Here is a 10,131-nt window from a genome sequence, read left to right as displayed (position 1 = left end):
GGTTTTAAGCCCATCTTGAGCATATTAACAACAGCACGTCCTGCTGCTTCGATGTCTTCTTTCTTGTCTGCGGATTCGGCAGGGTGAGAGGAGGAACCAGGCAAGCTCATCCCCAACACTTCAATGGCTGTTGCCATGGTGTTAGCGGTGTACATCCCACCACAGCCACCAGGGCCAGGGCAGGCATTACATTCGAGACGTTTCACATCCTCAGCAGACATGTCTCCGTGGTTCCATTTTCCGATTCCTTCAAAGACGGAAACGAGGTCGATGTCTTTTCCGTCAAGATTTCCTGGTGCAATGGTCCCTCCATAGGCAAAGACAGCTGGAATATCCATGTTGGCAATGGCAATCATGGAGCCTGGCATGTTTTTGTCACAGCCCCCAATCGCTACAAAGGCATCCACATTGTGTCCACCCATGGCAGCTTCGATAGAGTCCGCGATAATGTCACGAGAGGTCAGAGAGAAGCGCATTCCAGGCGTTCCCATGGCGATTCCGTCTGCTACCGTAATTGTCCCAAACTGCACAGGCCATGCACCTGCAGCTTTAACTCCCTTTTTGGCAAGTTTTCCAAAGTCATGGAGGTGGATGTTACAAGGCGTGTTTTCAGCCCAGGTTGAAATCACTCCCACAATCGGTGTTTCAAAGTCTTTATCGGTCATTCCTGTAGCACGAAGCATGGCACGGTTAGGTGACTTAACCATGCTGTCATAGATGCTACTGCGGTGACGTGTATCTAATTCTGTCATCTTCTCTCCTTTTCAGTCTAGCTACTCTTCTCTACATTATATCACATTTTTGTAAGTTATCATAGAAGAAAATTTTAAAATTTTCAGAAAATTCTATAAATATATTTTCTTAAAAAACTCACCTTTATTTTTTTGACTTTAATAATACAAAATGATATCATTTAGATATCAAATAACAGGAGGTCATTCTTATGACTGAAAAACTCATCAATTCAAAACCAAATGGTGTATTCGCATTGATTCTTACTGAATTGACACTCGTATTTGGTGTCTTTATATTTATAATGGGTGCTGGTTCGGAAAACATTTTTGGGATTATTATCGGACTTTTGCTAATTGTAATTGCAGCGCTAGCTCATGCTGGTTTAAAAGTTGTCAAACCTCAGGAAGCTCTGGTTTTGACCCTTTTTGGTAACTATACAGGTACTATCAAAGAACCTGGTTTTTACTTTGTCAATCCCTTCAGCGTAGCAGTCAATCCTGCAAACCAGACTCGACTTGGACAAAGTGGTGATGTCAGTACAAAATCTCCTTTTTTAGGGGCTAAATCATCAAATGGCAATGATGTAAATCTTGAAATTGGCAAGAAACACATTTCCCTCAAAGTTATGACCTTGAGTAACTCCCGTCAAAAAATCAATGATTGTCTAGGAAATCCTGTTGAAATTGGAATCGCCGTAACTTGGAGAGTTGTCGATACCGCCAAAGCAGTTTTCAACGTTGATAACTACAAGGAATACCTCTCTTTGCAGTGTGACAGCGCCCTTCGAAATATTGTCCGCATCTATCCTTACGATGTGTCTCCTAATGTAGATACTACGGGTGACGGCCAAGCAGATGAAGGTAGTCTCCGTGGTTCTAGTGAAATTGTAGCTAACCGTATTCGTGAGGAAATTCAAAGTCGTGTAGAAGAAGCTGGCTTGGAAATCCTTGAGGCACGTATTACTTACCTAGCTTACGCTACAGAAATTGCAGCTGTTATGCTTCAACGCCAACAAGCATCTGCTATCATTGATGCACGTAAGATGATTGTAGATGGTGCTGTAGGAATGGTTGAAATGGCACTAGAACGTCTCAATGAAGGGGAATTGGTAGAGCTTGACGAAGAACGAAAAGCTGCCATGGTTTCAAATCTCCTAGTCGTTCTCTGTGGCAATCATGATGCACAACCAATTGTCAATACAGGAAGTTTATATTAGTAATGGCAGAAGCTAAAAAAAAGCAAATCCCCCTTCGACTATCGACAAAGTTATATGCTGCACTCGCATCATGGGCAGAAGATGACTTTCGCTCAGTTAATGGGCAAATTGAATATCTCCTTACTGAATGTGTTAAACAACGAAAAAAAGACGGAAAATACGTATCAGAAACCATTGACGAACCATTTGAGGTTGATATTTAACACCTTCTCCTGTCTGCTGGGTCGGACGGGAGAATTTTTTCATCTTTTTTTGTCAAGTAACTTTACTTTACAAAAAAAATGTGTTATCCTAGTATGGTTGATGAAAATCACTAGATTGAATCGAATATAAATCCCTAAAGGAGAAACAAAAAATGGCAGTACCTGCACGTCGCACCTCAAAAGCGAAGAAAAACAAACGTCGTACACACTACAAAGTGACAGCTCCATCTGTAAACTTTGACGAAGCAACTGGAGATTACTCACGTTCTCACCGTGTATCCCTTAAAGGATACTACAAAGGACGTAAGATCGCTAAAGCTGCAGCAGCTGAATAATAGAAGGGAGCTACCATGCGCGTAAATATTACACTTGAACACAAAGAATCTGGTGAACGCTTGTACCTTACTTCTAAAAACAAACGTAACACTCCAGACCGTCTTCAGTTGAAGAAATACTCACCAAAGCTTCGCAAACACGTTGTGTTTACAGAAGTGAAGTAAGCATTCAATACGAATCAATACATTAGAAAAACGCTGATTTTAAGCGTTTTTATTTTTTCAATTACGCTTGATTGTACTTAAAATCAGCTAACTGACTACCTTTTTTGAAATAGGAAATAGATTTGACTATTCTAAACGATAAAGTGTGGCATCTATTTGAAACGATTGTGTCAGGAAATTTATTTTTTGGAAAAATGAAGATAAAAAATAATGAAGATTTACTAGTTTATTCATCAGTCTTTATGGTAAAATAGTAACAGAAGAATTATTGGAGAGTGGTATATAATGAAACGTTCTATGTATGCTGGTCGTGTGCGAAAAGAGCATATCGGCTCACAAATTACTTTAAAGGGCTGGGTAGCTCGTCGTCGTGATTTGGGAGGTTTGATTTTTATCGATTTACGCGATCGTGAAGGCATTATGCAGCTGGTCATTAATCCAGCAACCGTTTCTACAGAGTTGATGGCAGTAGCTGAGACTCTTCGTAGTGAATTTGTTATTGAAGTAACAGGAACGGTAGAAGCTCGTCAGCAAGAAAATGATAAATTGGCAACAGGGAAGGTAGAGTTGCAGGTTGAAAACTTAATCGTTTTAAACACTGCTAAGACAACTCCTTTTGAAATTAAAGATGGGATTGAAGCGAATGATGATACGCGTATGCGCTATCGTTATTTAGACCTTCGTCGTCCTGAAATGTTAGAAAATCTTAAACTTCGGGCAAAAGTAACTCATTCTATCCGAAACTATTTGGATGAATTAGAGTTTATCGATGTTGAAACTCCTTTTTTATCTAAGTCAACACCAGAAGGAGCTAGGGATTATTTAGTACCGTCTCGTGTTCACAAGGGACATTTTTATGCTTTGCCACAAAGTCCACAGATTACAAAACAACTCTTGATGAATGCAGGATTTGACCGCTATTACCAAATTGTCAAATGCTTCCGTGACGAGGATTTGCGTGGTGATCGTCAACCTGAGTTTACACAAGTTGACTTAGAAACGTCTTTCTTATCTGATCAGGAAATCCAAGATATTACAGAAGGACTAATTGCCAAAGTTATGAAGGATACCAAGGGTATTGACGTCACATTGCCATTTCCACGGATGAAATACGACGATGCCATGACCTTGTATGGTTCGGATAAACCAGATACTCGTTTTGGCATGTTGCTTCAAGATCTGACAAATCTTGTCAAGGATGTAGAATTCAAAGTATTTTCGGAAGCACCTGCGGTTAAAGCAATCGTGGTGAAGGGAGCTGCGGATAAGTACTCTCGTAAAGACATTGATAAGTTGACAGAAGTAGCGAAACAATATGGCGCCAAAGGTCTAGCTTGGGTAAAATATTCAGAGGGTTCACTAAATGGTCCAGTTGCTAAGTTCTTGACAGAGTTGACAAGCGAGTTGACAGTTGCTTTACAACTTGAAGAAAAAGATTTGATTCTTTTTGTTGCGGATACATTGGATGTAGTTAATGCAACACTTGGAGCACTGCGTGGACGGATTGCTAAAGAACTTGGTTTAATTGATAATACTAAATTTCATTTTCTTTGGGTTGTGGATTGGCCCATGTTTGAATGGTCTGAAGAAGAAGGACGCTACATGTCAGCCCATCACCCCTTCACTCTTCCTCAGAAAGAAACGGAAAATGAACTCGAAGGAGAACTTTCTAAGGTGCGAGCGATTGCCTATGATATCGTTTTAAATGGATACGAACTCGGTGGTGGAAGCCTTCGTATTAACCAGAAGGAATTACAAGAGCGTATGTTTAAAGCCCTTGGTTTCTCTGCTGATGAAGCAAGTGCCCAGTTTGGTTTCTTGCTTGAGGCTATGGATTATGGTTTTCCACCACATGGTGGTTTAGCCTTAGGTCTTGACCGTTTTGTGATGTTGTTAGCTGGTGAGGAAAATATTAGAGAAGTAATTGCCTTCCCTAAAAATAATAAGGCAAGTGACCCAATGACTCAAGCACCATCCACCGTTGCACTTGCTCAACTAGATGAATTAAACCTTATAGTCGAACAGGCTGAGTAGCTAGTTCATTTCCTTTTTAAAAACAAGCTGTTAAAAAGTGTGAAAAGATGAAAAAAACAAGTCCCGAACGCTTGCTGAAGCTTCAAGTTAAGCGGGCTGCCAAGCGATTCAAACTCTTACAAGTCCTAAAAAGTATCTCAAAAGAGAAGTATGACGAGAAGATTTCCGCATCGATAGTCTATGGATTTTTATCTGCAGTAGCGGTTAATTTCTTCTTTCAACCGGGAAACGTTTATTCCAGTGGCGCAACAGGTTTAGCACAGGTGTTGACTGCCTTGAGTTCACGTTTTCTTGGTTTTACAATCCCTGTCTCTGTGACCTTCTATGCTATAAATATTCCTTTGATGCTACTTGCTTGGTATCAGATAGGGCATAAATTTACCATTTTTACCTTTATAACGGTAAGTATGAGCTCTCTTTTTATTCAGATTGTTCCAGTAGTGACCTTGACAAATGATCCGATTATCAATGCTTTATTTGGTGGAGTGGTCATGGGATTGGGGATTGGCTTTGCTCTTCGCAATAACATCTCAAGTGGTGGGACAGATATCGTCAGTTTAACGGTAAGAAAGCGTACAGGACGGAATGTGGGAAGTATTTCGCTTATCGTAAATGGGACGATTATGCTGATTGCAGGTGTGACTTTTGGATGGAAGTATGCGTTATACTCTATGATTACGATTTTTGTTTCGAGTCGGGTAACAGATGCGATTTTTACGAAACAAAAGAAAATGCAAGCTATGATTGTGACTAGTCATCCTGAGAAAGTGATTGCTAAAATTCATAAACGCTTACAACGTGGAGCAACGATCATCAATGATGCTGAAGGGACTTATAATCATCAACATAAGGCTGTTTTAATCACTGTCATCACGCGTGCTGAATACAATGAATTCAAGTATATCATGAAGAAATCCGATCCAGATGCCTTTGTCTCGATTTCTGATAATGTACATATTTTAGGACGCTTTGTTGAGTTAGATAAATAAACTAGTATTTTCCACTTGATAAAACTACCTCTTATCTTTCTATGTTTTCGAATAGAAGGATAGGAGGTTTTTTATGACACAAGAAGAACAGCAATTTCTAGAGTCTTATCAACAGCAAGACTATCATCGATTTCGAGACTTGGAGCGATATGCTATTTTATTAGAGAAGTTACGAGTAGAGGCTGACAAACAGCTGACTATTTGATATACTAGGGATAGTTTTCAATCCGTTATCTCAGAACGCGTATCCTTGCTATAGGAGGTGTAGTGGTAAAAATGTGATTGGATTGTGTGAGTATAACATTTGCTAGGTCATATCAAGGAGTAACATATGTATAGACATGAAAAGCAGCACAGAGAGTCTTTAGGAAGTTTTGGGGCTGCCCTTCATCAGGAATTTAAAACCAATGGAGTTTGGATGAGAGAAGTGGAAGGTTTACCGTGGTTTAACCTACTTATTTTTAGCATCCTATTGACTGGAGTTAGTTTGTTTTTACCACATTTTTCAAATCTTGCTACCAACCTTCAAAGTCAAAATTTATATGCTTCCTGGGCGATGACTCAAGGACAGATGGCTTATGCAAGTTTTTTTGGAACGTCAGGTATTCTTTTCTATGGTTTGCTTTGGTTGAGTGGTTATCTTCCTTTTGGTTTTCTTTGGATAGGAGTTCAGTTTTTAGCTTTAATTGCTACGGGGTGGATTAGTTACCGTCTTGCCTATCGTTTGGTGGGACAGATTCGTGTTGCCAAGTTTGCAATGGCGATGGTATATGTCTTAGTCTTTCTATTGGGAATGGGTGGGTTGTACGCTCCTATCTTTGCCTTACCAGTATTATTTTACTCCCTTAGTCGAATAGCAAAATATATTCAAACACGAGAGAAAATTGGTTTTATTCGTTATGGAATGCAGGCAGCGCTTGCTTTTATGATTTCGCCTATGTCTGCCCTCTTTTTTTACAGTATAGCGTTGATTGCTCTAGCTCTTTATGATATTCGTCAGCACCAATTTTTACAAGGGGTTTATCAATTTTTAGCTAGCTTACTTGGTTTTTCCCTTCTTTTTTATCCGATTGGGTATGTGACCGTTTGGACAGGTAGCTTTGGTGATGCAGTAGGACAGATTATCTTTGATGCGACTAGTTTTCAGCTAGCGCATAGTCATCTATTAGAAAACGTGATAACTTATTTGGGTCTTGCTTTTGGCCTAGGTTTCCTCTTTTTACTATTTGCAACTCTAACTAGTTTTTCTAAAGGTAGCTTTGAGTTGAAATGGATGGGGATTTTGGGCGTCGTAATTGTCCTTGTTTTATCGATTTTTAACCCAGATTTCGGTCTTTATCACCTGCTTCCGTTGATTCCTTTTGTCTTTTTACTGATAACCTTTTGGATGGGGGAGCAGCTATCGGTTCTAGTTGGTGAAGACAGCCGTAGGGCTCGAAATACAACATCACCCTTAAGTAAGTATCTGACAGTAAGTTTGTATCTTCCTTTTGTTGTTGGCGTATATGTGATGGGGCGCCCCTTAGTTGAGACGTACATTCTTCATGGCGAAGAAAGTCGTGAACGGACAGAGGTTGCGAGGTACATCAAGGAAAACAGTCAATCTACTGACACCATCTATGCTTGGGATACAAGTGCTACTATGTATCTTGTGAGTCAGCGTTTGTCAAGCTCCCTTATTTTGTCACCAACGCAATATTTAACAACCAATGAAAATGAAATTAAACTTTTAAATGGTTTGCAGAAATACCCTGCCTATATTGCGGTTAACAATCGCTTGACTCTAAATGAGGATGTGAAAAACATTCTTCAGAAGAGTTACCAAGAGAGTGAACAAAGCTTTGATCAGTTCACTCTTTATAAACGAAAATAAAAATCAATATCTTGTGTTTTTTGAAGTTTTTTATAAATTTCACCACAAGATATTGATTTTTAATTTTAGAGTGGTATAATGGTTTTTGTAAACGAGAATAGATAAAAGGGGAGACAAATGATTGTTTTTGAAGAAGATTTGCCTAAAACTTTTGTAGAAAAACGAGATGGTCGTAGAGTCGCTTTTGATCTAGAAAAAATCTACAATGCTGTGAAAAAAGCTGCTGCCCAGACAGTTCCATTGTCACCGATGGTGGAATTACAACTTGAGAAGATTAGTGAAAAGGTCGCTGCAGAAGTGTTCTTGCGTTTTCCAAAAGATGTCAAAATCTATGAAATCCAGACGATTGTTGAACAACAATTGCTAGCAGCAAAAGAGTATGCTATTGCAGAAAAGTATATTGCCTACCGAGTTCAACGTGATTTTGAGCGTGCTCAGGCGATGGATATCAATGTAAGTATCGGAAGGTTACTAGATAAAGATCGAAGCGTAGTAAACGAAAATGCTAACAAGGATAGTGAAGTTTTTAACACTCAAAGGGATTTAACAGCGGGAATTGTTGGTAAGTCTATTGGTCTAAAGCTACTACCGCCACATGTGGCAAACGCCCACCAAAAAGGGGATATTCATTACCATGATTTGGATTATAGTCCTTATACACCAATGACCAACTGTTGTCTAATTGATTTTAAGGGGATGCTAGAAAATGGATTTAAGATTGGAAATGCTGAGGTAGAGACTCCTAAGTCTATCCAAACAGCAACAGCGCAGATTTCACAGATTATTGCGAATGTAGCATCCAGTCAGTATGGAGGTTGTTCTGCGGATCGGATTGATGAAGTCTTGGCACCTTATGCAGAGAAGAATTATCAGAAACATCTAGTAGATGCAGCAGAGTGGGTTGTGCCAGAAAAGCAGGAAAGTTACGCTTGGAAGAAAACTCAAAAAGATATATATGATGCCATGCAATCTCTGGAGTATGAAATCAATACCCTTTTTACCTCTAACGGACAGACACCGTTTACTTCCTTAGGATTTGGTTTAGGAACTAGTCGTTTTGAAAGAGAAATTCAAAAAGCTATTTTGACCATTCGAATCAAGGGTCTTGGTTCTGAACATCGCACGGCAATCTTTCCTAAACTGATTTTCACTTTAAAAAGGGGTCTAAATTTAGAAGAGGGTAGTCCAAACTATGACATTAAAGAGTTGGCTTTGGAGTGCGCGACTAAGAGGATGTACCCAGACGTGCTATCTTATGATAAAATTGTCCAGTTGACAGGTTCCTTTAAAGTTCCAATGGGGTGTCGTTCTTTTCTTCAAGGTTGGAAGGATGAAAGCGGCATGGAAGTGAATTCTGGTCGAATGAATCTAGGAGTGGTAACCGTTAATTTGCCACGTATTGCAATGGAATCCAAAGGAAATAAGGATAGGTTCTGGGAAGTTTTCAATGAACGCATGAACATTGCTGAAGATGCCCTTGTTTACCGTGTCGAGCGGACTAAGGAAGCTATTCCAGCAAATGCTCCGATTCTCTATCAGTATGGTGCTTTTGGAAAACGTCTTGGAAAGTATGATCAGGTGGAGCAACTCTTTACCCATCGTCGAGCAACTGTTTCACTAGGATATATCGGGCTTTACGAGGTGGCAACAGTCTTCTACGGTGGCGATTGGGAGAAAAATCCGGAAGCTAAGGATTTTACGATTGCTATCATTAAAGAAATGAAAAAACGAGTCGAAGAATGGTCTGAGCAATACGATTACCACTTCTCAGTTTATTCAACCCCATCGGAGAGCTTGACAGATCGTTTTTGTCGTATGGATACAGAAAAATTTGGTGTGGTTAAAGATATTACAGATAAGGAATATTATACCAACTCCTTCCATTACGACGTGCGGAAAAATCCGACTCCGTTTGAGAAATTAGAATTTGAAAAAGTGTATCCAGAAGCAGGTGCAACTGGAGGATTCATCCACTATTGCGAGTATCCAGTGCTTCAGCAAAATCCTAAGGCACTAGAAGCCGTTTGGGATTACGCCTATGACCGTGTCGGTTATCTGGGGACCAATACACCGATTGACAAATGTTATGCCTGTGGTTTTGAAGGGGACTTCACGCCCACTGAGCGAGGTTTTACCTGTCCAAACTGTGGCAATGGCGATCCGAAAACTGTAGATGTGGTCAAACGAACTTGTGGTTACCTAGGAAATCCCCAAGCTAGACCTATGGTCAATGGACGGCACAAAGAAATTGCGGCACGGGTTAAACATATGAATGGCTCAACGATTAATTTTGAAGGGAATGAAAATGGGAAAATATCAATTAGATGACAAAGGGCGCAAACAAGTTCAACGGTTTCACGAGAAACATTCAACAGGTGGAGTTAACAAAAAAGACCGTGTAGCCAGTCTGCGAGAACAATTTTTACAAAAAACGAAGAAAAAGTAAGGGAGTGAGATATGGATTTCTCAAATAGTCCCCTGAACTGTTTGAGGCAGAAAATAGAGCTGACAGAGTCAGTATCACTAACAGCTTGGTACAAGCGTATTTAAAGTCAGATAGCGACTGAGTCTTACAAATTTT

At 39.8% G+C, this 10,131-nt stretch carries 11 protein-coding genes; 10 read left to right on the top strand and 1 reads right to left on the bottom strand.

The window, feature by feature from the left end:
* Positions 1-752: dihydroxy-acid dehydratase domain-containing protein (locus tag STRDD10_RS08555; RefSeq protein ID WP_197458328.1), on the bottom strand; the 752-nt coding region annotated here is incomplete at its 3' end.
* Positions 753-943: 191 nt separating this feature from the next.
* Between STRDD10_RS08555 and STRDD10_RS08550 the strand changes: the two genes are divergently transcribed.
* From STRDD10_RS08550 to STRDD10_RS11200, 10 genes are all read left to right on the top strand, one after another.
* Complete coding sequence (locus STRDD10_RS08550) at positions 944-1,951, top strand: SPFH domain-containing protein (protein ID WP_067195095.1); 1,008 nt, start codon at positions 944-946, stop codon at positions 1,949-1,951.
* A 2-nt stretch (positions 1,952-1,953) separates the two neighbouring features.
* Positions 1,954-2,154, top strand: coding sequence for a type II toxin-antitoxin system antitoxin (locus tag STRDD10_RS08545; protein ID WP_061866408.1), 201 nt, complete (start codon positions 1,954-1,956; stop codon positions 2,152-2,154).
* A gap of 152 nt (positions 2,155-2,306) precedes the next feature.
* Complete coding sequence (gene rpmF / locus STRDD10_RS08540; protein WP_067195093.1) at positions 2,307-2,489, top strand: 50S ribosomal protein L32; 183 nt, start codon at positions 2,307-2,309, stop codon at positions 2,487-2,489.
* A gap of 15 nt (positions 2,490-2,504) precedes the next feature.
* On the top strand, positions 2,505-2,654 hold the full coding sequence (gene rpmG, locus STRDD10_RS08535) for a 50S ribosomal protein L33 (protein ID WP_001265622.1): 150 nt from the start codon (positions 2,505-2,507) through the stop codon (positions 2,652-2,654).
* Between the two features lie 285 nt (positions 2,655-2,939).
* The gene (gene aspS, locus STRDD10_RS08530; protein ID WP_067195092.1) at positions 2,940-4,688 is read left to right on the top strand and encodes an aspartate--tRNA ligase; all 1,749 of its coding nucleotides are present in this window, start codon (positions 2,940-2,942) and stop codon (positions 4,686-4,688) included.
* A 47-nt stretch (positions 4,689-4,735) separates the two neighbouring features.
* Positions 4,736-5,677, top strand: a complete 942-nt coding sequence (locus STRDD10_RS08525) for a YitT family protein (protein ID WP_067195089.1) — start codon at positions 4,736-4,738, stop codon at positions 5,675-5,677.
* 73 nt (positions 5,678-5,750) lie between these two features.
* A complete protein-coding gene (locus STRDD10_RS11775; RefSeq protein ID WP_269450127.1) occupies positions 5,751-5,882 on the top strand; it encodes a hypothetical protein in 132 nt (43 codons plus the stop codon).
* A gap of 126 nt (positions 5,883-6,008) precedes the next feature.
* Complete coding sequence (locus tag STRDD10_RS08520) at positions 6,009-7,550, top strand: hypothetical protein (protein WP_067195086.1); 1,542 nt, start codon at positions 6,009-6,011, stop codon at positions 7,548-7,550.
* Between the two features lie 117 nt (positions 7,551-7,667).
* Positions 7,668-9,878: an anaerobic ribonucleoside-triphosphate reductase gene (gene nrdD / locus STRDD10_RS08515; RefSeq protein WP_067195083.1), complete on the top strand. Its 2,211-nt coding sequence runs from the start codon at positions 7,668-7,670 to the stop codon at positions 9,876-9,878.
* The gene (locus tag STRDD10_RS11200; protein ID WP_197458324.1) at positions 9,856-9,996 is read left to right on the top strand and encodes a hypothetical protein; all 141 of its coding nucleotides are present in this window, start codon (positions 9,856-9,858) and stop codon (positions 9,994-9,996) included. The genes nrdD and STRDD10_RS11200 overlap by 23 nt, the downstream gene beginning before the upstream one ends.
* The last annotated feature ends 135 nt before the right edge of the window (positions 9,997-10,131 follow it).

This window comes from Streptococcus sp. DD10 (genome assembly GCF_001578805.1).
In the GTDB taxonomy this organism is placed as follows: domain Bacteria; phylum Bacillota; class Bacilli; order Lactobacillales; family Streptococcaceae; genus Streptococcus.
The sequence above is the reverse complement of the archived record's forward strand: the minus strand, read 5'-3'. Positions and strand labels throughout refer to the sequence as shown.

Bases quoted from the DNA above. Each gene is read 5' to 3' on its own strand.
- STRDD10_RS08550 (WP_067195095.1), top strand. From the start codon at position 944: ATGACTGAAAAACTCATCAATTCAAAACCAAATGGTGTATTCGCATTG.
- STRDD10_RS08545 (WP_061866408.1), top strand. From the start codon at position 1,954: ATGGCAGAAGCTAAAAAAAAGCAAATCCCCCTTCGACTATCGACAAAG.
- rpmF (WP_067195093.1), top strand. From the start codon at position 2,307: ATGGCAGTACCTGCACGTCGCACCTCAAAAGCGAAGAAAAACAAACGT.
- rpmG (WP_001265622.1), top strand. From the start codon at position 2,505: ATGCGCGTAAATATTACACTTGAACACAAAGAATCTGGTGAACGCTTG.
- aspS (WP_067195092.1), top strand. From the start codon at position 2,940: ATGAAACGTTCTATGTATGCTGGTCGTGTGCGAAAAGAGCATATCGGC.
- STRDD10_RS08525 (WP_067195089.1), top strand. From the start codon at position 4,736: ATGAAAAAAACAAGTCCCGAACGCTTGCTGAAGCTTCAAGTTAAGCGG.
- STRDD10_RS11775 (WP_269450127.1), top strand. From the start codon at position 5,751: ATGACACAAGAAGAACAGCAATTTCTAGAGTCTTATCAACAGCAAGAC.
- STRDD10_RS08520 (WP_067195086.1), top strand. From the start codon at position 6,009: ATGTATAGACATGAAAAGCAGCACAGAGAGTCTTTAGGAAGTTTTGGG.
- nrdD (WP_067195083.1), top strand. From the start codon at position 7,668: ATGATTGTTTTTGAAGAAGATTTGCCTAAAACTTTTGTAGAAAAACGA.
- STRDD10_RS11200 (WP_197458324.1), top strand. From the start codon at position 9,856: ATGGGAAAATATCAATTAGATGACAAAGGGCGCAAACAAGTTCAACGG.